Source organism: Pseudoalteromonas sp. AOP31-A2-14, from assembly GCF_052378035.1.
Classification (GTDB): domain Bacteria; phylum Pseudomonadota; class Gammaproteobacteria; order Enterobacterales; family Alteromonadaceae; genus Pseudoalteromonas.
Genome location: NZ_JBQSXI010000001.1, coordinates 1334094 through 1355754 on the forward strand (window position 1 = coordinate 1334094; position 21661 = coordinate 1355754).

17 protein-coding genes are annotated in these 21661 nt (G+C 39.6%); 11 read left to right on the forward strand and 6 right to left on the reverse strand.

Features of this window, described 5'->3' with window-relative positions; translation table 11 throughout:
* Positions 1–9: 9 nt before the first annotated feature.
* On the reverse strand, positions 10–894 hold the full coding sequence (locus ACT3S9_RS06245) for an IS982 family transposase (protein WP_444750803.1): 885 nt from the start codon (positions 892–894) through the stop codon (positions 10–12).
* 240 nt (positions 895–1134) lie between these two features.
* Between ACT3S9_RS06245 and scpB the strand changes: the two genes are divergently transcribed.
* The 4 genes from scpB to ACT3S9_RS06265 all read left to right on the forward strand — a co-directional run bounded on the left by scpB (position 1135) and on the right by ACT3S9_RS06265 (position 4024).
* Complete coding sequence (gene scpB / locus ACT3S9_RS06250; RefSeq protein WP_444750826.1) at positions 1135–1725, forward strand: SMC-Scp complex subunit ScpB; 591 nt, start codon at positions 1135–1137, stop codon at positions 1723–1725.
* Positions 1722–2591, forward strand: coding sequence for a 23S rRNA pseudouridine(2605) synthase RluB (gene rluB / locus ACT3S9_RS06255; protein ID WP_444750827.1), 870 nt, complete (start codon positions 1722–1724; stop codon positions 2589–2591). The genes scpB and rluB overlap by 4 nt, the downstream gene beginning before the upstream one ends.
* A 90-nt stretch (positions 2592–2681) precedes the next feature.
* Positions 2682–3182: a transposase gene (locus ACT3S9_RS06260; protein WP_444750828.1), complete on the forward strand. Its 501-nt coding sequence runs from the start codon at positions 2682–2684 to the stop codon at positions 3180–3182.
* Positions 3179–4024 carry an IS3 family transposase gene (locus ACT3S9_RS06265; protein WP_444511517.1) on the forward strand — a complete coding sequence of 282 codons (846 nt, stop codon included), beginning with the start codon at positions 3179–3181 and terminating at the stop codon, positions 4022–4024. Before ACT3S9_RS06260 ends, ACT3S9_RS06265 begins: the two co-directional genes overlap by 4 nt.
* Before the next feature lie 73 nt (positions 4025–4097).
* On the opposite strand, the gene ACT3S9_RS06270 is transcribed toward ACT3S9_RS06265, so the two are convergent.
* The gene (locus ACT3S9_RS06270; protein WP_444750829.1) at positions 4098–4841 is read right to left on the reverse strand and encodes a YciK family oxidoreductase; all 744 of its coding nucleotides are present in this window, start codon (positions 4839–4841) and stop codon (positions 4098–4100) included.
* A gap of 249 nt (positions 4842–5090) precedes the next feature.
* On the opposite strand from ACT3S9_RS06270, the gene ACT3S9_RS06275 reads away from it, so the two are divergent.
* Positions 5091–7523, forward strand: a complete 2433-nt coding sequence (locus ACT3S9_RS06275; protein WP_444750830.1) for a VolA/Pla-1 family phospholipase — start codon at positions 5091–5093, stop codon at positions 7521–7523.
* Between the two features lie 98 nt (positions 7524–7621).
* Positions 7622–8638, forward strand: coding sequence for a protease SohB (gene sohB / locus ACT3S9_RS06280; protein ID WP_441995114.1), 1017 nt, complete (start codon positions 7622–7624; stop codon positions 8636–8638).
* 76 nt (positions 8639–8714) lie between these two features.
* Here the strand turns inward: sohB and ACT3S9_RS06285 are convergent, their stop codons facing one another.
* Entirely contained in the window at positions 8715–10046 is a 1332-nt protein-coding gene (locus ACT3S9_RS06285) for a dicarboxylate/amino acid:cation symporter (RefSeq protein WP_441995116.1), read from the reverse strand.
* Positions 10047–10259: 213 nt separating this feature from the next.
* Here ACT3S9_RS06285 and ACT3S9_RS06290 point away from each other — a divergent pair, with 213 nt between their 5' ends.
* Positions 10260–13670 (forward strand): hypothetical protein, encoded by a 3411-nt coding sequence (locus ACT3S9_RS06290; RefSeq protein ID WP_441995117.1) that lies wholly within the window; start codon positions 10260–10262, stop codon positions 13668–13670.
* Between the two features lie 250 nt (positions 13671–13920).
* Positions 13921–16626, forward strand: coding sequence for a type I DNA topoisomerase (gene topA / locus ACT3S9_RS06295; RefSeq protein ID WP_441836513.1), 2706 nt, complete (start codon positions 13921–13923; stop codon positions 16624–16626).
* Between the two features lie 96 nt (positions 16627–16722).
* Here the strand turns inward: topA and ACT3S9_RS06300 are convergent, their stop codons facing one another.
* Positions 16723–16965, reverse strand: a complete 243-nt coding sequence (locus tag ACT3S9_RS06300; protein WP_441836512.1) for a hypothetical protein — start codon at positions 16963–16965, stop codon at positions 16723–16725.
* Positions 16966–17173: 208 nt separating this feature from the next.
* On the opposite strand from ACT3S9_RS06300, the gene ACT3S9_RS06305 reads away from it, so the two are divergent.
* Positions 17174–17722, forward strand: a complete 549-nt coding sequence (locus ACT3S9_RS06305; protein WP_441836653.1) for a TIGR00645 family protein — start codon at positions 17174–17176, stop codon at positions 17720–17722.
* On the opposite strand, the gene ACT3S9_RS06310 is transcribed toward ACT3S9_RS06305, so the two are convergent.
* Positions 17719–18174, reverse strand: coding sequence for a hypothetical protein (locus ACT3S9_RS06310; RefSeq protein WP_441836654.1), 456 nt, complete (start codon positions 18172–18174; stop codon positions 17719–17721). The genes ACT3S9_RS06305 and ACT3S9_RS06310 overlap by 4 nt on opposite strands.
* A gap of 208 nt (positions 18175–18382) precedes the next feature.
* Entirely contained in the window at positions 18383–19288 is a 906-nt protein-coding gene (locus ACT3S9_RS06315; protein ID WP_441836655.1) for a M14 family metallopeptidase, read from the reverse strand.
* Between the two features lie 478 nt (positions 19289–19766).
* Here ACT3S9_RS06315 and ACT3S9_RS06320 point away from each other — a divergent pair, with 478 nt between their 5' ends.
* Together ACT3S9_RS06320 and ACT3S9_RS06325 are read left to right on the forward strand one after the other, a co-directional pair.
* Positions 19767–20030, forward strand: coding sequence for an Arm DNA-binding domain-containing protein (locus ACT3S9_RS06320; RefSeq protein ID WP_441993432.1), 264 nt, complete (start codon positions 19767–19769; stop codon positions 20028–20030).
* Between the two features lie 47 nt (positions 20031–20077).
* A protein-coding gene (locus ACT3S9_RS06325; RefSeq protein ID WP_110957763.1) for an IS3 family transposase occupies positions 20078–21621 on the forward strand; the annotation gives its coding sequence in 2 pieces (ribosomal slippage) (positions 20078–20543 and positions 20543–21621; 1545 coding nt in all).
* Positions 21622–21661: the final 40 nt, after the last annotated feature.

Here is a 21661-nt window from a genome sequence, read left to right on the forward strand (position 1 = left end):
GAGATCTGCTTAAGCGATAACTAATGCATTGCGCTCTACATCAGTTAAATTAAGGTGTGGTTTATTTTCTTTCAAGCAATAAGCCACCAATCCAGCGACTAAATTTAACATAAAGCCGTTCATACTCCGATGCCTCGAATGTTCAATGAAGGATATATTCTTGAGTTGGTCATTAATTGTTTCAATTATAAAGCGCTTTGAAAGCATCGCTCTATCCCATAGTGACATCGCTTTTGCCTTCATGTTTTTGCGAGCCGTCGTAATGAGCTTTACCCCTTTATCGAGTAAATCGGCTTCTAAAGCTTTACTTAAATACCCTTTGTCACCATATAATTTATCCGTCAGACAGCTCGCTAATTCACGCACTGGCTGTGTATCATGCACATTACCTGTTGTCACCTTTGCAGCAACAATTTCACCGTGATGATTAACAATTAAATGCAACTTGAAGCCATAAAACCAACCCATTGTTCCTTTGCCTCGCTGGGCTATTCCATCAAAGGTTTTGTGCCTGGGAATACGAATGTTATGGCATACCTTAATACATGTAGAATCAATGAATTCAACACCTGTAGGCTTTCCTTTAAGCGAAGTGAAATAGGCGCACATCGGCACAAGTACCCTCGGCATAACGGCTAAAAATCGGGTATAACTGAGCAAGTTAGGAAATTCACTTTTGTACATAAGTGAAACATAACCAAGATAGTAATTTTTAAAATCACGGTGATGCGACATATGGAAACTGATGACAATAGTCATAATTTCACTGGTCGTCATACGTCCTGCTCGCTGACGTTTTTGGGTACCATCTTCGAGTAATTGTTGTTCCCATTGAGGTATAAATACTTTGCAAAAATCATCGACATCGCAAAACAATTCAACTAATTTAATCATGCCTGTTCCTTGTCTATCCAATCGTTCTTGGTCGAAAGATCGGATCTCGGAACAGGCATTTAGTTCAATTTCTTAAACGAGATTCAGGTTAATTATTAATCAAAGCTCATATATACTTAATACCAGCAGTGCTACTGCTGGTATTTTTAGTTTTTACATATAATAAATTTTCCAACCTTCATCTTGATCTGTCATAATGACTCGTTAATTATAGTTTTTTTCAATGTGCGGTTAAATGACATGGCGACAAAGCGTGTAAGTGATGAACAACTTATTGAAATCATTGAAGCTGCGATTTTTGTGGCGGGTAAGCCCCTATCTAAACGCCACTTGAAAGACATTGTATTAACTGATTTAAACGTGTCTATGGTGAGATTAAATCAAGCGATTGAACAAATCCAAACACATTATATGACTCGTGGTATTCGTTTAGTTGAAGTAGGCAGTGGTTATCGCTTTCAAGCGTGTGCAAGTTTGGCACCTTGGCTTAATAATTTATGGCAAGAACGAGCCCCTAAATATTCTCGGGCCTTGTTAGAAACCTTGTCGTTAATTGCCTATCGACAGCCAATCACTCGCGGCGAGATTGAGCAAGTACGAGGAGTCGCAGTGGGCTCAGGTATTATTAAAACCTTGCTTGAGCGTGAGTGGATAAAAGTAGTAGGACATAAAGAAGTGCCAGGGCGACCTGCCTTGTATGTAACCACTAAACAATTTTTAGATTATTTTTCGTTAGCTGCCCTTGATAATTTACCGGCGCTGCCTGAACAGCAACAAAGTAAAATAGATCAGCTATTGAGTGATCCTTCTGTGAGAGAACTATCAACATGAGTATACAAGGTGAAAAGTTACAAAAAGTCTTAGCCCGCGCAGGCGTAGGTTCAAGACGTGAAATGGAAAAACAAATTGATGCAAACCGTGTTAGTGTCAATGGTAAAGTGGCTAAATTAGGTGACCGGGTTGAAGAAACTGACAAAATTCGCATCGATGGTCATATCGTAAAAATTGAAGAAAAAGCGGATCGTATTTGTCGCGTGATAATGTACAACAAACCTGAAGGGGAGTTGTCAACACGTAAAGATCCAGAAGGGCGTAGAACCGTGTTTGATCGCCTTCCGCGTATTGACGGTGAACGTTGGATCGCTGTAGGGCGCTTAGATGTTAATACTGCTGGCTTGATGTTATTTACTAATGACGGAGAGATGGCGAACCGCTTGATGCATCCAAGTTATGAAGTTGAGCGCGAATACTCTGCTCGGGTGTTTGGAGAAGTAACAAACGAAACAATAAAAAATTTAACCAAAGGTGTTGAGCTTGAAGATGGCCCTGCCAAATTTTTAAGTGTTAAACCAATGGGCGGTGAAGGGATTAACCGTTGGTATAATGTAACGTTGACTGAAGGGCGTAATCGTGAGGTACGTCGTTTATGGCAATCACAAGAAGTAGAAGTATCACGTTTAATACGTATTCGTTACGGTAAGCTTGAACTTGATAAACGCCTGCCACAAGGTGGGTGGGTGGAACTTGATTTAGAAACTGTTAACTACTTACGTAAAACAGTTAAATTAGGTCGTGAAACACAAACTAAGTTATCGGTGATGCCAGAGAAGCGTAAAGATAAGCGAGCTAAAATAAATCAGATACGTAAAGCGGTTAAAAAGCACAATACCCGTGTGAAACAAACTAAGCGTCGTTAATATCACCTCTCATAACATATAAATATAAAAAAGCCGCAACATTGAAGTGACCCCCAATAGTTGGACAGTCCAATTACTGGGGGTCTTTTTATGTCCAAACATCATCGAGCTTTTAAGCTCAAAGTAGCTGAGTTCGCTTTATCTGAAAGCTCTCTGGCGATAGGTAATAGATTTAATGTTACACAAAGGCAGGTCCGATATTGGACCGCTGTTTATCGAATTCATGGCGCTGAAAGCTTCAGGTCTGTTCACAAACCTTATTCTCAAGCATTTAAGATAGAAGTGTTAAAATCGATGGCAGCTAACAGTTGGTCACTCAGCTATACCAGTGCGTTCTTCGATTTATCGTCCCCAGGTATTCTTTTTCAATGGCAAAAGCTTTATGCTCGCGATGGTATATCCCGTCTCCAACCACAGAAAAAAGGTAGGCCAACCATGACAAATAATTCTTCTTCATCAAAACCAGTAGAGCAAATGACTGAGGAGGAGTTACGAGAAGAGTTAGCATACTTACGAGCAGAGAATGATGTGCTAAAAAAGTTAGAAGCCTTGGCTCAAGCCAGAAAGAAAAAAGCAAAGACAAGACGATAGTCGTCGAAGAGTTCAAGGCAAAACATAGCTTACGACATCTATTAAAGGCCACGGGGTTGGCGAAGAGTGTCTACTATTATCATCGAACTACATGTGAGCAGCCCTGCGCCAACAGTGATTTACTCGTAAAAATACGTGATATCTATCACACGCATAAAGGGCGATATGGCTATCGCAGAATTACGAGTGCCCTAAGAAAAATGGGGGTACTCGTTAATCATAAGCGCGTTCAACGTCTAATGAATGAGTTAGGCCTTAAGTCAAAAGTAAGGCCTAAGCGCTATAAATCTTACAAAGGTGAAGTGGGTAAAATCGCAGAAAATACGCTTAACCGCGAGTTTACTGCGCAGAAGCCTAATCAAAAATGGGTAACGGATGTGACGGAGTTTAAAGTGGATAATGAGAAGGTATATCTATCGCCTATGATTGACTTATTCAACCAAGAGATAATCAGTTACGAAGTAAGAAAATCCGTTGCGCTTCCCTTGGTAACTGACATGCTTAAAACCGCAACGGCTAAGTTGAAGCCGAACGAGAAGCCGATAGTACACTCAGACCAAGGATGGCAATATCAAAACAAGCAATATCAAAAGCACCTTAAAGAAAAAGGGTTAAAACAAAGTATGTCTAGAAAAGGAAACTGTTTAGATAACGCTGTTGCTGAAAATTTCTTTGCCATACTGAAAAGCGAGATGTATCACAACGAAACGTTCAAGGACGCGAATGAACTCATTGAAAACATCAAAGAATATATCCACTATTATAACAATGAGCGTATTAAGCTGAAACTAAAAGGCCTGAGTCCGATACAATATCGAAATCAGGCCTTGGCTGCCGCTTAGAAATGAGTCCAACTTTATGGGGTCACTTCACATTAACGTTAGCGGCTTTTTTGCATTTTTATAGACAAAAAAGTTACTTTGTTTGTGCGTCGAGAGATTGACCATTTACATCAACGGAGTCATCACTCATTAGGTATAAATAGGTAGCCATTAAATCTTCAGGTGTGGCTAGTTTATCTCTATCTTCACCTGGGTATGCACTTGCACGCATTGAGGTACGCGTTGCGCCTGGATTAATACAGTTAACACGAATATTGGTTTTACCCACTTCACATGCCCACGTTTGCATCATGCCCTCTACGGCAAATTTTGATATTGCATAAGCGCCCCAAAATTCACGGCCTTTACGGCCCACACCAGATGAAGTAAAAATAATTGACGCATTAGGCGATTTACGTAGTGCTGGGAATAAATATTTGGTGATCATTGCTTGTGCAGTAACATTCACTTTCATGATGTTATCAAAGGTCGAGGCGCAAAAGTGTTCAAGTGGGCCGAGTGAACCTAATATACCTGCATTATTTAATAAGCCGTCAAGCTTACCAAATTGCTGTTCTATAGTTGCGCCTAAATCACGGTAATTTTGTTTTGTCGCGCCTTTTAAATCCATGGGGACAATGGCGGGCTTTGGGCCGCCTAATGCAATGATTTCGTCATAAACTGCTTCTAGTTTACTCGTAGTTCTTCCCAATAAAATAACCGTAGCGCCATGTTCTGCATAGGTTAGCGCCGCAACGCGACCAATTCCATCACCGGCTCCGGTGATCAAAATAACTTTATCGTTAAGTGCATTTTTTGTTGCTTGATAAGTGTTCATAAAAATACCAATTTAAACAATTTTTTGGATTTTAACATAGCAAAACGTCAAGTTATCGAATTTATTGCGAAATAAGGTGGCGAAAATGAAAACTTTACGTTAAATTTAACTGGTCTAATGTCTCATTAATATTCTGGTTACATAAAATTAACTGGTTTTTGAGCCGTGAAATTAATAGATTATGCTATTTTTAATCTTAATTCGTCATCAACACACAATAAAAAGAAGATTCTGCGCGGAGCAATTAATATGAAAAAAATGCTACTCTCACTTGCAGTTACAGCAGGCCTTACTGGTTGCGGCGGCGGTGAAACCTTAGAAGATGTCAAAGAAGATTCTACTCCAGTAGTACCGGCTGCAACGGTTAAGTTTGACCCGGCACAAGGGATATTATCTGTCCCTAATGATCTACTGATGCAAGGTACTAAAGATGGCACACTGAATATTCCAGATGAGCTTGACGAAGAAACTGGTGAGTCTATTACTCGTGCAGAATATGCAGATCCACAGTTTGCATTAGGTGCTCTTGATGGCTGGTCCTCACAAGCTCCTTATGCTATCGATTTAGTTTTCCCGCCGAATATAACGCTTGATGAAACGTCCGCAGGTACACCCGGTGCCGTGCGCATTTTTGAAGTGGTAATGGGCGCAAGTTTAACTGATGCTGACTGCTCAAGTGTACCTGCAGGTATCGCTTGTAAAGGTTTAAGTGAACTTACCTTTGGTATTGATTTTATAACTAAAGCTAGCGGCGATGCTGTAGCGGTAATTCCGCTCAAACCATTTAAAGCCGGTAGTTCATATATTAATGTGTTAACTACAAGCTTAATGGATTCTCAAGGACGTTCTATTGAACCTTCTGCTACTTATGGTTCAGTAAGCGCAGAAATACCGCTTATTACTGATGAACAAAAATCATTACAGGCTGTTGTAAACAGTTATGAAAATGTAGTGACAAGTTTAGGTGATATCACTAAAGACGATATTATCTTTTCCGGGGCAATGACTATTCAGTCTGCAGGAACTACACTCGATACGATTAAAAAATTATTGGCGGCAAGCTTAACTGAAGACAGCATTCCTACCCCGACAGTACAAGTGCCTGAGCAACCAATGCTGACGGTAAGAGAGGTTCTTGGTTTGCCTGATGCACCAAGTACAGCAGCATTTGCAGGCGTACAGTACGAAAAAGGTAGCATTATGCTACCAATGTACTTATCAACACCCGCGGGGAAAGAAATTTCAGATTTAGCTGATCTATACTGGCAAGGCATGTGTGATAGCGCAGTTGCTGTACTTGGTTATAAAGCACAAGCGGGAGATGCTTTCCCAGAAGACCCAATAAGTGCTAATGATGCTACCTGCGCAGCTCTTAGTGACGGTCAACAACGTGATTTAGGCCTAGATAGCACAAAGCATTTAACTAAATATAATAGAATCCCAAAAACACAAAGTGTCGCTAATATTCCAGTGCAGCTTACTAAACCAATTTTACCGGTTATTAATGGTGTACGCACAGAGCTTGGATTAGCTGAAATAGCGATGCCAGATACGGGTTGGCCGGTGGTTATTTTACAGCACGGTATAACCTCTAAAAAAGAAGATATGCTGGCCTTAACAGCAAGCTTGTCTATTCAAGGTTTTGCCACCGTTGCTATTGATCACCCCGTTCATGGCGAGCGCGGCATAGATGTTGATGCAGATGGGGAGGATGACTTTAATGCTTCTACTGGTTCGGTACTTGCGTATATGAACTTGCAATCATTATTGGTTGCGCGTGATAATTTACGCCAATCAGCAGCTGACTTATTAGGATTACGCTTTGGCTTAAATTTTACTAATGATACCAGCTTAAATACGCAAGATGTAACATATGTTGGTCATTCACTAGGCGCTATTGTTGCTCCTGCATTTTTAGCAACCACTAATACTGGGCTTGATCCACAAATAGATGCACTGTTTAATGTTAATACAGCAGCGCTTGCTAATGGTGGTGGCGGTATTGCAAGTTTCTTGCTTGAGTCAGCTACGTTTGGCCCATTTGTACAGGGCTCAGTATTATCAGCTGCAGAAACGTCTGAGTCTGATGAGTTTAATGCCTACTTAAGTGGTGGTGCAGTATCTAATTGTGGCCAGTTTAGTGAAAATCAGCAAGCGTATGTTACATGTGCTTATAATGAGTTCACAGCCTCACTAACAATGGCGGGCGAAACGCAAAAACTTACCAATATCCAAAGTGTAATGACGCAGTTTGCTTTTGCAGCACAAACTGCACTTGATGGCGGCGATCCCACTAACTATGCAAGCACGGTTAATGCACTAGGCACACCTGTTTACATGAGTGCAGTAGTAGGGGATGGTGAAAATAACAAAGCTGATCAAGTCATCCCACCTGCAACCATGAATAATCCAATCTCTGGTACGCTGCCATTGGCAAACTTAATGGGAACAACAACAGTAAGTGAATCTCAAGGTCCAACAGTTGATGGTATGAACTATTTAGTGAAATTTACTACGGGCCATCATGGTTCAATATTAACGCCGGCACAAGATGAAGGTAAAAGCTCAACCATTGAAGGAAGCGCCGCAGCAAATACTGAAATGCAGTTACAAATAGCGACTTATTTAGCGAGTCGCGGGAAAATGTTAGTTATTACTAATGCAGACATTGTGACTGATTAAACAATAATTTCCACCAATAACCGAAAAGCCACTGCAAAGTGGCTTTTTTTTGTTTGAAAGCATGTTAAATTGTGGCAAATTTATTTAGGAGCAAACCGTTGGAATTTATCTACGACTATGGCTTATTTTTTGCCAAAACTATTACCTTTGTAGCCGCATTTGCAGTTATTGTTGCGCTTATTGTTGGCACTGCTGTTAAACCAAAAGCAAAGAAAGGTGAAATTGAAATAGACGACTTATCGGCGCAATTAACCTCACTTAAAGATGATTTTCTTGAAAATACCTTATCTAAAAAAGAGTTGAAAACGCACCAAAAACAGCAAAAGCAATTAGCCAAAAAAGAGGATGATAAAACACCTAAGTCTAAGCTCTATGTAATTGATTTTACCGGTAGCATGGATGCACATGAAGTGGATAGTTTACGTGAAGAAATAACCGCTATCTTACTCATTGCTAATAAAGAGCAAGACGAAGTACTCGTGCGCCTAGAAAGTGGTGGTGGTGTTGTGCATGGGTATGGGTTGGCTGCATCGCAATTACAGCGTTTAAAAGATGCTGGAATTAATCTAACGGTAGCTATAGATAAAGTAGCTGCGAGCGGCGGTTACATGATGGCCTGTGTTGCAGATAAGATTATTGCTGCCCCGTTTGCAATTGTAGGCTCGATTGGTGTAATTGCACAAATCCCTAACTTTAATAAAGTTCTTAAAAAGAATGATGTTGATTTTGAACAAATAACAGCAGGTGAATTTAAGCGAACGCTAACTCTGTTCGGTGAAAATTCAGAGAAGGCTCGTGAAAAATTTCGTGATGAAATTGAACAAACGCATGATCTATTTAAAACCTTTGTTAGTACCCAAAGACCGACTTTAGATATAAATAGTGTTGCTACAGGGGAGCACTGGTTTGCTACACAAGCTATTGAAAAAGGGTTAGTTGATAGCATTCAAACCAGCGATGACGCATTATTAGCAAGCCGTAATGAGCGTCAAATATATAAAGTTCATTATAAAATTAAAAAGGGCTTGAGTGATAAATTTGCACTTGGTATGAGCTCAGGTTTAAACCGCGCTGGTGTAAATTTAATATCACGTTTTAAATCCTTACAACCGTAATTAAACAGTTTTAATTACGAGTTTATAAAAAACCCGCGATTTACGCGGGTTTTTTATTAATATTATTTAGCAACTATTACTCAGTTGATTTGTGATAATCTTCTAAGTCTTTTGCCGCGTCAGGATCGTTAAAGATTTGCTCATCAAGCTGACCTTCTGACTTTGCGACTACACAGGTAACCATACAATCACCTGTCACGTTAACTGCGGTTCGGATCATATCTAGTAGTCTATCGACACCGATGATAATTGAAATCCCTTCAACAGGTAAGCCAACTTGGTTTAGCACCATGGCCAGCATTATTAAGCCAACACCAGGTACACCCGCAGTCCCAACAGAAGCAAGTGTCGCAGTGAGAACAACCATTAGGTAATCTGACAAAGCCAAGTCGACATTATACACTTGTGCAATGAAGACCGTCGCCACACCTTGCATAATTGCGGTGCCGTCCATATTGATTGTTGCACCTAAAGGAATCGTAAATGATGCAACTGAGTTATTTACACCTAACTTTTTGGTTGCCGTTTCAAGTGTAATTGGCATTGTCGCACTTGAACTTGATGTACTAAATCCAAATAAGCAGGTGTGCTTCATTTTCTTTAAAAAGATAACAGGGTTTAAGCCAGTAAATAGTTTTAATAAAATGCTGTAATTTACAAAGGCATGAATAGCTAGCGCGGCAACAACAACAGCAAAGTATTTTGCTAAGCTTAGTATTAACTCAACTTGTATGGTGGTGAATAATTTTGCCATTAAACAAAAAACACCATACGGTGCCACGTTCATTAGTAGTGTAACTAGCTTTAAAATAATCGTGTTAAGATCTTCAAAAACGGCTGCTACTCGATTACCTGCTTTCCCACTTAATGCCATTGCAATACCAAACAAGAGCGAAAAAACAATTACTTGTAGCATATTGCCACTTGCCATTGCATCAATAGGGTTAGTGGGGAACATATTAATAATAACTTGGGCTAAAGTCGGCGCTTCTTTTGCGTCGAAACTAGCATTGGTTGGAAGCTCAACGCCATCACCAGGGCTAATTAGTATAGCTAAAGTCATCGCTACGGTGATCGCAACCCCAGTTGTAATTAGGTATAGGCCAATCGATTTCCCACCTAAACTCCCTAATTTTTTAGGGTCACTTAAACTGCAGGTACCAGAAACAAGTGACACAAATACTAACGGCACAACTAGCATTTTCAAACTGGCAATAAATATTTGCCCACCGATATGAAATAAGCCATCAACTAGAAAGCTCTTAATAGGTATAGATAATAACCCGGGAGGAATGATGAACTTTTCTTCACCTATTACGATAGCTTGAAATAAAAAGCCCACGGCAACACCTAGAATCATACCAATCATGATCCGAGTGGTTAAACTCATTGAACGGATTTTTGACATACTAATAATCTATTTTTTATAAATTTGTCATAGCCTAACAGCATGCAGATTTTTATACACAAAAAATCGATAAATTTTTTAATTTATCTCGTTAAAAAACATCGAAATAATACGATGGTGCGCCAAAAAATATGATTTTAGTATTGGTTATAGGTTAATATAAGGTTAAGGTTTACATATGTTATTAAACAATAAAATTACAGGGAGAGGTCAATGCCTTTAATGCGCTGGCTCAATATTGTGTTATTTAGTTTTTTTCTCGCGGCATGCGGCGGCGGTGGTTCACTTGAAAAAGAGGGTGGCTCACTTGATGGTGGAGATGACGGTACTATTGATGAACCTATTTATACTCTATCTGCTCAAGGTTATGTAAAAGAAAGCGACGAAACTAGTAATGCAGTAACCGAGATTGATCCGATAGATATTAAAGTCACTCTATTAAAAAATGATGAACCAGTTGATGGGCAAAGAATTACTTTTACTTTGGCTGATGATATCGGCGCTGTAAATGTAAATTCTGCTCTTACTAATAGCGAAGGGATTGCGACTGTTGAGCTTTCAGCAGGAGTACAAGCCGGTGCTGGCGAAATAACTGCGACCTTTGTGGGCGGTGACGGTGACATCAATGTTACCGAACGCTTTGCTTTTACATCATCAGGTGGGCAAGGGGGTAATGCAGGGATTATTGGTAGTATTACCCTTGAGCTAAGTGTTGTAGACCAAAATAATCAAAGATTTACTGAAACAAATCCGGTAAGTAAAGATAATAAAGGTCAAGTAATTGCAACACTAAAAGATGATGGTGAGCCACTGAGCGAGCAACTAATTAGCTTTAATACTAATTTTACTGGCAAAATCATCCCAGAACTTGGTACGGCGTTAACAAATGAAAATGGTTTAGCGAGCGTGACTTTAAGCAGCGGTGACTTAAAAGGCGCAGGCCAAGTTATTGCCAGTTACCAAGCAGAAAGTGGTGAAACTATTACTAAAATAGCGGGTTTTATTTCAAGTGGTGATGATGCTTCTGTTGAAACTGCGCTCGCTAATATCGACATTAAACTATTAAAAGATTGTACAGATGGTTGGGATGCAAATAGGAATAATACATCCCTAGAACAATCATTAGCTTCATCTGGTTGTGAAATTGTAAATCAGTTCTCATCAGATGAATTGATAGATGTGCTTGTTAAAGTGACCGATAATAGCTCAGGAGATGGTTTTTCTGGGATTATCAGTGAAGTTTCCACAGATCTTGGGCGACTTTTACCTGACTCAGGCAAAGCATTAACAGATAACTTTGGTTTTGCACTATTAAAATTACAACCCGGTGCGAATAGCGGGGCGGGTGAAATAACGGCGGCTTCTAAATCGGCTTCGAGCCAAAAAGCATTTGAAATTTCCACAGCAGAACTAAACATTGATATTAGTAATGGCTTATTTAATAAATTAGATGCAAGTGGTAATCCTATTGAGGATGAATACTTACCACTTGCAGCAGGTGCTACGACAGTCATAACAATTGAAATATTTGATACAGAAGGTAATTCGGTTGTTTCGCCTTTAGATGTTGAATTTACATCAGGTTGTGTACAAGCCGGTTTATCCGTCATGGATCAAACAGCCACCAGTATTAGTGGTATAGCGACGACGACTTATCGTACAAATGGTTGTAGTGCGGCTCAAGGCGATACCGTAACAGCAACAGTATTAACTGGTGGTGCACCAATTGTTAAATCAATAAACATTCCTGTTTCAACAGCACCTATTGAATCGATAGAATTTATTGATGCCACAGAGTCAGTTATCGCATTAAAGGGCACTGGTGGACAGGCACGCGATGATATTTCTGAAATTACTTTTAAGCTTAAAGATAAAATAGGTCAAGATGTTAAAAGTAGTCGTATAGATTTTCGTTTAAGCTCAACTAACGGTGCAATTAGTTTATCACACCCAAGTGTAGTTACAGACGGTGATGGACTTGCGCGCGTGCAAGTAATCGCAGGCTACATTCCAATGGCTGTTAGGGTGCAAGCATGCTTTGTTCCTGACGATCAAATTCCCGAAAATCAAAATGATAACGTAACTTGTTGGCAAAATGTTTATGCTGAATGTCAAAAGTCAGCCGAAGAGCGCGATGAAAATGTTGCTTGTCCTGCAGGTGAGTTATCGTTACTAGCACTTGATGAACAAGTTATTACGGTATCGGATCTCGTGTCAATTAGCTCTGGTTTGCCTGATGGTAATAGCTTTACCGCAGGCGCTGAAACTATCAATATTGAAGGGCTTGATTCTATCGGTGATATTAACGAGGTATCAGTTTATTTAGCCGATCATTTTAATAACCCTGTGCCAGATGGTACTGCTGTATATTTAACCACTGAAGGCGGAGCAATTGGTACGTTAAACGGCAGTGCATTTGACCCACAATTAGAGTGCCGCACTATTGATGGCCAGTGTAATGCGCAGTGGCGAAATCAAAATCCAAAACCATTTACCGATAGCATGTGGAATAATCGCATAGATTCTACTAATCCTAGGACTAACCAGATAAACTGTGACTCATATTTTGGTGTTGCCGCACCTTGTATAAATGGTATTAACAATGCGGCGGAAAATACAGATGGAGTACCTTTAGGTGGTCGTATTACGGTACTGGCTACAGCAAAAGGACAAGAGTCGTTCATAGATATTAATGGTAACGGACGTTTTGATACAAATGAGTATTTTAGTGGTTATGATTTAACTGAGGCCTATGTTGATCATAATGAAAATGGCAAGTATGACGGGTTAGCCGCAATTTATGATCCCGTAACCGCTCAAATTACTAAAGAAGCTGACTTTTGCCGCGAAGGTGATACAGGTGACCCATGTAGCCCTGTAAATACAAATGGTGGCCACTTTGAAGAAAGCTTCGATATTGATTTAAATGAAATGCACACTTTAGCAGATGGAAAATATAATGGCTTATTGTGTACTGAGCAGGCAACAAACCCGCCAGCTGATGCAACGTTTGCAAGTTTATGTGAGAAAGATCTAGTTGATATCAGAGAGTCATTTCAAATTATATTATCAGGTAGCACAGTTTATAGTCGTTTTGTTGTATCAAAGGAAGATCTTAACAGTGAATATGCTACACAATTAGCTGCAACAGGTGATGAAGTTAAAACTGACAATGCAGAAGGTTTGAAGTCAAATATAGAAAATTGCAAGAATATTTACACAGAACACAAAAAAGATGGTGACAAAGCTGATGATGCTACGACTGTTCTACGCATAGAGCTTTCTAGTGATGATAATTTTTGTGATGTAAGTTTGGTTGATCTAAGTACGGGTGGTGTTAATGCACTGGAAAGTCTGCGTTTAAGTACTTATTACTCTGATAGGTACAACAACCCAATCCCTGAAGGAACTTCTGTTTCAATTGCCACAACTAATGGTAAGTATGATGGCCGCGATAGTTTTAACATGCTTGAAACTAGTCGAACAACGGCTGCTTCTGAAAGCTTTACAATTAGCCGTGAAACAGATCCGAATGATGCATCAACGGGTTTATTAACAGTCACATTTGATACACCCAAAGGTGTGCAAACGGTGGCTTCTTTAACGATTAATGATGATGGTTGATAATTAATATTTTAATTAAATGCCAACCTCAAGGTTGGCATTTTTGTATCTATTCTATATATTCCACCACAAAATGAATAAAACAGGCTTATTGATTAATTTAACGACAGAAATTGTTCAATTAATCAATAAAAGCTAAAAAGTTTGTATTAAAAGCTTGTAACAATAGGTGTTTGTAGATATACCTATAAATATTCGCGCCCAAAAAGGGCTAAACACATTTAAAATATTTGGTTAGAAATAGGCAACTATGGGTAAATCGCTAGTAATTGTAGAGTCTCCTGCTAAGGCTAAAACAATTAATAAATATTTAGGAAAAGACTTCATTGTTAAGTCCAGTGTTGGACATGTACGTGATCTTCCTACCTCAGGCTCTGGCAAAAGTAAAAGTGCGGCGACTAAAACACCTGCCGAAGTCCGTAAAATGGCGCCTGAAGATAAAGCTGCTTATAAAAAACAGCGAGATTATACTAACTTAGTTACGCGTATGGGTATAGATCCTGAAAAGGGTTGGGAGCCGCATTACGAAATTCTGCCAGGTAAAGAAAAAGTAGTTCAAGAGCTAAAAAAATTAGCTGAAAACGCTGACCAAATCTATCTTGCAACGGATTTGGACAGAGAAGGGGAAGCCATTGCATGGCACCTCGAACAAATTATTGGTGGTGATCCACAAAAATACAAACGTGTGGTTTTTAACGAAATCACTAAAAACGCGATTCAAGCGGCTTTTAAAACACCGGGTGAACTTAATACCGATATGGTATATGCCCAACAAGCACGCCGATTTTTAGACCGTGTGGTCGGCTTTATGGTGTCTCCTCTATTGTGGGCTAAAGTTGCGCGTGGTTTATCAGCAGGACGTGTACAGTCTGTAGCCGTTCGCTTACTGGTTGAGCGTGAGCGAGAAATTAAAGCATTTATTCCAGAAGAGTTTTGGGATATTCATGCAGATGTTAAAAATTCTGAATCTGATTTGCGCCTTGAAGTCACTAAATATAACGATAAAGCCTTTAAACCGGTCAATGAATCTCAAGCGATGGCTGCGGTTTCAACCCTTGAAAGTGCTGAGTATAAAGTTGTTAGCGTTGAAGAGAAGCCGAGTAAAAGTCGTCCAAGTGCACCATTTATAACGTCGACTATGCAACAATCGGCAAGTACGCGCTTAGGCTATGGCGTTAAAAAGACCATGATGCTAGCACAGCGGTTATACGAAGCGGGTTACATAACGTATATGCGTACTGACTCAACAAACTTGTCAAAAGACGCTGTATCGATGTGTCGTGATTATGTCACTGAGCAGTTTGGCAATAAATATTTACCTAAAGAGCCGGTTAACTATAGTTCAAAGGGCAATGCGCAAGAAGCGCATGAGGCGATTCGTCCATCGAGTGTAACTGTGTTATCTGGACACCTAGAAGGGGTAGACCCTGATGCTAAGAAGCTCTATGAGCTAATCTGGCGTCAATTTGTGGCTTGTCAGATGGTAGCAGCAGAATATGACTTAACTACGCTTACAGTAGCTGCCAGCGACTATCATTTAAAAGCAAAAGGGCGTGTATTGCGCTTTGATGGTTGGACTAAAGTACAGCCGTCAGTTCGTAAGAAAAATGAAGAAGACCAATCACTGCCAGCGGTTAAAGAAGGTGAAATACTTACCTTGGTTGAGCTTGATCCTAAGCAGCACTTCACTAAGCCGCCAGCGCGCTTTAGTGAAGCGAGTTTAGTTAAAGAATTAGAAAAACGTGGTATTGGTCGTCCATCGACATACGCGTCAATTATTTCAACTATTCAAGACCGTGGTTACGTACGAGTAGAAAGCCGTCGTTTCTTCGCTGAGAAAATGGGCGAAATCGTTACCGACCGTTTAGTTGAGAATTTTGATGATCTAATGAACTTTGATTTTACTGCAAAAATGGAAGGCCGTTTAGATGACATTGCTGAAGGGCAACGCGTTTGGACTCAAGTGCTTGATAAGTTTTATGCTGGGTTTTCAGAAAAGCTAACTAAAGCAGCTGGTGAAGAAGCTGATGGTGGAATGCGTTTGAACCAGATGGTTGAAACCGATATTGATTGCCCAACCTGTGGTCGTAAGATGGGCATTCGTACGGCCTCGACTGGGGTATTCTTAGGTTGTACAGGTTATAACTTACCACCAAAAGAACGTTGTACAACAACGATGAACTTGGTATCTGGCGATGAAGCAGTTGCCGCCGATGTGGAAGATGTTGAAACAGAAACCTTAATGCAAATGAAGCGTTGTCCAATTTGCGAAACGGCGATGGATTCATACCTCATTGATGAAACGCGTAAATTGCATGTCTGTGGTAATAACCCCGGCTGTAAAGGTCACGTAGTTGAGCAGGGTACCTTCAAAATAAAAGGGTATGACGGGCCTATTATCGAATGTGATAAATGCGGTGAAGACATGCAGCTAAAGTCAGGCCGTTTTGGTAAATATTTTGGTTGTAGTAGCGATGAGTGTAAAAATACCCGTAAGCTACTTAGAAGCGGCGAAGCTGCGCCACCAAAAGAAGATCCAGTGCAATTACCTGAACTTGAGTGTGAAAAGTCAGACGCATACTTTGTATTGCGTGATGGCGCCGCAGGTATTTTCTTAGCGGCAAATACATTTCCTAAATCACGGGAAACGCGCGCACCTAAAGTAGAGGAGTTACAACGCTTTAGAGACCGTATTTCACCTAAGTTTTACTACCTTGCAGATGCACCTGTAAAAGATCCAGATGGCAACTTAGCCGTGGTACGTTACAGCCGTAAAAATAAAGAACAGTATGTGATGACTGAGGTAGAAGGCAAAGCAACTGGTTGGACTGCACATTATCATGCAGGAAAATGGGCTGAAGAGGCGAAGAAAAAAGCCACCCCTAAAAAGAAAGCCACTGCTAAAAAAGCCCCCGCTAAAAAAGCTGAGACTAAGTCGAAAAAACCGGCTGAATAAATTAGCACAAGTTGACTAAAACTAAAAACCGGAGTGCACATCGTTGTGTCACTCCGGTTTTTTAATCTAACTTGCCTCGCAATGGCACATTCGAAATTAGATTTTTACGTTGTCTACTTTTTTGTAACCTTCAGACTCAAGCTCATCATTAACGCATTTTAAAACATACGGTTTTAAATCATCGTTGCTAATGTCGTCGTCTTTAGCCCAATCTAAACACATTTCTGTATATTCTTGGATAGTTTCAGCCGAAGCTTCTTTTGCTTCGTCTGCGATTGCATACGTTGCAGTTAGCGCAAATAATGGAGCTGCAATAAGTGTTAGCAATGCTTTGTTCATTTTTTTATTCCTAAAAGTTTATAACTATTAAAAACTAGGGTTAACCAAAACAGCCTTTATGCTGTTGGTATGGTGATTTATAAACGAATTTGAAATAAAAGATAACGAAAAATTTTTATCGTAAAGATAAATAAAAATTTCCATTAAATGCGGGTGCAACGCATTTAAAGTGTTATCTTAGCGGTAGAATATTTATTAAGGTTTGATTATGTCTAAAAATAAAGTTTTTACCACCACACCGCGTACACCATCAAAGCTCGAGCAGGTTGTTGAGAGCTGTATTTTTAAAGCGCGCTGGTTACTTGCACCATTTTTTATTGGCTTACTTGTCGCTATTGTGATCTTACTCTTAAAATTTTGTAAGTACCTTTACAGTATGGCGCTAACGACCTTTACCTCGACCAATGAACAGCTATTAGTAAAAATATTAACTCTAGTCGATACCGCACTACTCGCTGGGTTGTTATTGATTATTATATTTAGTGGTTATGAAAACTTTGTTTCTAAACTTAATATTGAGAACCATGAAGATAGACCTGCATGGATGGGAAAGGTTGGTTTTTCTGGTTTAAAAATGAAGTTGATCAGTGCCATTGTCGCCATTTCAGCGGTTGAGTTACTCAAGGTGTTTATTAGTTCAAATAGTCATACTAGTGATGAGCTTTTATGGAAGATGCTGATCCACATCACATTTGTAGTATCAGGCGTGTTGTTTGCATTGACAGACTTTATTAACAGTAAAACACAAAGTCACTAAAGTGCTTGATAAGTGTTATTGGTGTTTTCAAGTATTTTATTAGATTGCTGGTTAGCATTTAATGCCTGAGAAACATAATCTATTGCGGTAGGTAAGTCAGAAAACAAAATGTCAGTGATGTTTTGGCCGCTACTTGCTTTATCTAACACGCGTTGCATTTGGTTAATTGCTAAATTTGAGGCAAATATGAAAGCACTGGCAATACAGTTGTTTGCTCTAGCCAATTCAGTCATCATGACCAGCTTTTTTTCTGCTTGTGGTGTTGCGGCAATTACCATTTTGGCGTTACAAATATAGCTCCAAGGTTTACCGTGAAAGTTTTTAATTAAAGAGCATAAACCAGCAGTGTATGAATCAACTAAACGTTCATTTAAACTACCGCTAAATGAGCAAATTATAATATTACTTTGTTGTTTTATATTTACTTGACCATATTGGTTTATAAATTCCATTAAACACGCCTTTAAAAATTAAGAGCGCGATTTTTATACAAAGCAATCCTTTTGTCTAGCTATTATTTGAACAATTTTAAATTTTGATAAAATAAGCTGGTTTAATGTTATGTAAGGGTTGTTTATTTGTAATTTTATCGATGCAGGGTGAGTTTATCCAACACACCCATAATTATAAATAAATCAATACATAACTTATATCTAGAATTTAAACGTAGTTAAATGCACCGTGGATAGCAGCTACTTGTGCAAGAATGCATTCTTCGTCGCTTGCCGTCGGGCTATCTGGATAAACCTCTGTGGTCGTCACAAATTGCGCATCAGTAAAACCCATGCATAAGCCTAGCTCACGGGCTGCATAATTGATCACTCCAAACTGACTTTGAGGCACACCGATTAGCTGGTTGTTTTCATCGCTAGGCGCAATATGAGTTACCTTTTTGACTGAGTCGATAATCGCTTTTTGAAATTCAGGTTCAGGTTTTACAGAATCAGCAACTAAATAAAACCCATCAGGGATATTCCAGTTCGTATTTATTTTTCCATCACGAGCAGCTAGTGCAGGACGGAATTCACTGTTATCAGTATCGGTTGTTTCGTGTAAATCGATATGGGCGAGTAAATTGATGCCAATTGAATCTATATATTCAATAATGGCGCGAGATTCTTGTGCTGGGCTGTTTTTATAAAATGAACGATTAGGGTCAACCGCATCAGGGTTCCAACGGTTGATTGTTTCATAACCCCAAGGACTAATACATGGCGCTATAATAATATTAAATTTATCTTTATAGGCCGCTGGTAAGGTTTCGGCAAAGCGAAGTGCACCATGTACACCACTGGTTTCATAGCCATGAACACCGCCAGTGACTAGTATTGTTGGCTTAGCTTCTGAAAATGCTTTTGTTCTAATTACAAATAAAGGGAAGTCATGCTCTGGGTAAGTTAGCGATGCATATTGCTCTACATCAAACTCATTTTCTAACGCCTTTATTTTACTTACAACATCATCAATATAGCTACGCTTTTTACTTTGTTTTGACAGCCATAATTGTTTGTCTTGTGAATTCCATGGTGTATTTTTAGTACCAATTGGATAAGGAGAGTGACTCATAAAGACCTTAGTGTATTGTAAAACCTAAAGAGTAACGCTGGTAATGTGCGATAGCAAATTAATGCGCTAAAGCTGGGTGTTTTATAGCTAGTTGCACGTTATTATTTCTTTGGTTTAAATGTAGGATCTCTGGCTTTCTTTAAAACTAAGTTTTACCACGATATTACCACAGGGTAATTGTGATATATTTTAAAGTTGGATTAGGATGTTGTTTTTGCGAGGTTTAAATGGTCGGTATGGAGAGATTCGAACTCTCGACCCCTGCCACCCCATAAAAATCACCTGTGCTTTATCGTGTACAAAAGTGGCTAAAAGTGTTCTACAGTGAAGTGTTTGAAGTAATTGTAAGTTATTGCTATTGAAAGGATTAAGCTTTTAAATTATACCTAGTGAATAAACGTGAAGTTTAGTGAACTCAAATCAGCTCGTGCGATAAGTGTGCGACAAAAGTTTTGACTTAACTCTAGGTGTGCGAAAAATGGCGTCAATCAAAGTAAAACTAACTGAATCTGTACTCAAAAATATCCCTCTGGAAATTACCAAAATCAATGACACTGAGATCTCCGGTTTCTATCTAAATATTGGTAAGGCGAATAAAGAAGGAAAGCGCTCACAGGTATATTATCTGTATTACCGTCTAGGAGGCCGAGGTTCGAAAGAAAGAAGGTTAGCCTTAGGTAATTCATCGGTAATCACAGTAAGTGAAGCTAGACAGCTTGCTAAGCCCTCTCTGTCAGACTAGTTGTCGCGCTTAATATTCAACCATTAAACAGAGGGCGTGGAGTAACAATGAAACATTATTCAGCGCAAAGCAAAGAGTCGGCTCTTCAGAAGATGATGCCTCCAAATAATATAGCAATAGCCCAATTATCAATCGAGATGGGGATTGGTGAATCAACCTTGTATAATTGGCGAAAACAAGCAATTGATAAGGGGCATTTAGTGCCAGGTGATGGAAAGAATGCTGAGCAGTGGTCATCAGCAAATAAATTCTCAGTCGTGTTGGAAACAGCCTCTTTAAATCAAGCTGAGTTAGCGGAATATTGCCGAGGCAAAGGTCTTTATGTGGAACAAGTATCGGCTTGGCGAAATGCGTGTATAGATGCAAACGCTAACGTTAAAGAGCAAGAAAAAGCCTTCTCCACCGAAACAAAGAAAGATAAAAAACAGATCAATCAATTAGAAAAGGAGCTACGTCGAAAAGATAAGGCACTCGCTGAAACCGCAGCACTATTGGTGTTAAGAAAAAAAGCAAATGCGATCTGGGGGGAAGCCGAGGACGAATGATCCTCGACTCAGCTCGCATTCAAGCAGTTAAACTAGTTAATGAAGCTGTGAGTTCTGGTGCGCCAAAGTTTAAAGCTTGCCGTGAACTTGGGATCAGTGTCCGGACGTATCAACGTTGGACTGTTGACGGGAACATAAAAACAGATGGTAGACCAATATCTCAGCGCCCTGAGCCAAAAAATAAGCTATCAAAAGCAGAGAGAGATAACATATTAGCCATCGTTAATAGCGATGATTTTAAGAGCTTACCACCAAGCCAAATCGTCCCTACATTAGCAGATGAGGGTATTTATCTTGCTTCTGAATCAACATATTATCGTGTTCTTCATGAAGAAAAACAGCAAAACGCTCGCGGACGTAGTCAGATAAAAGAGAGAAAAGTACCGACGACACACTGTGCTACAGGGCCAAACCAAGTGTGGTGTTGGGATATTACTTGGTTACCAGGCCCCGCTAAAGGGCTGCATTTTTATTTATATTTGATACTCGATATATTTAGTCGAAAGATTGTTGGATGGGAAATTCATGATGACGAATCAGCAGAAAATGCATCAATATTAATTAAGAAAGCTCATTTAAAAGAAGGAGTTAAAGATAATCCTCTGGTACTGCATTCGGATAATGGAAGCCCAATGAAAGGCTCATCAATGCTTGAAACACTTTATAGTTTAGGTGTCGTGTCGTCTTTTAATCGTCCTAGGGTGAGCAATGATAATGCTTATGCTGAGTCGATATTTAAAACGTGTAAATATCGCCCTGACTATCCGTATAAAGGGTTTTCAACAATTGATGAGGCGCGTAGTTGGGTGTTGAAATTTAGCCACTGGTATAATTTTAACCACAAACATAGTGGCATCAAATACGTCAGCCCACATCAAAGGCATTCAGGATTAGCGGGTGACATATTGGCTAATAGAAAAGAAGTTTATCAAGGTGCTAAAGATGCTCACCCTGAGCGCTGGAGCGGTAATATCCGTAATTGGGATTTACCAAAAGAAGTGTACTTAAACCCTGAACAAAATAGTGTCAAGGCTGAGAGTGCATAACGTAGTGATCGCGACAACTAGTTTGACAAACACCGCTCAT